At 62.3% G+C, this 231-nt stretch carries 1 protein-coding gene; it reads right to left on the minus strand.

Features of this window, described 5'->3' with window-relative positions; genetic code table 11:
• A partial coding sequence (locus tag CVH10_RS24900) for a citrate/2-methylcitrate synthase (protein ID WP_369336040.1) occupies positions 1 to 231 on the minus strand: 231 nt, incomplete at both ends.

Below are 231 nucleotides of genomic sequence, written 5' to 3' on the forward strand. Positions count from 1 at the left end.
GGGCGTGCAGCATCGTGTGGGTCGTGATGCTGTTTTCGAACTTCTCGAACTGTGCGGCGGTCGGCAACTCGCCGTGCAGCAGCAGATGGCAGACTTCCAGGAAGTTCGATTTCGACGCCAACTGGTCGATGGGATAGCCGCGGTGCAGCAGCACGCCCGCGTCGCCGTCGATATAGGTCAGGGCCGATTCACAGGCCGCCGTGGAGGTGAAGCCGGGATCGAAGGTGAAGG

The organism is Halomonas sp. ND22Bw, from assembly GCF_003011945.1.
Taxonomy (GTDB): Bacteria; Pseudomonadota; Gammaproteobacteria; order Pseudomonadales; family Halomonadaceae; genus Halomonas; species Halomonas halophila.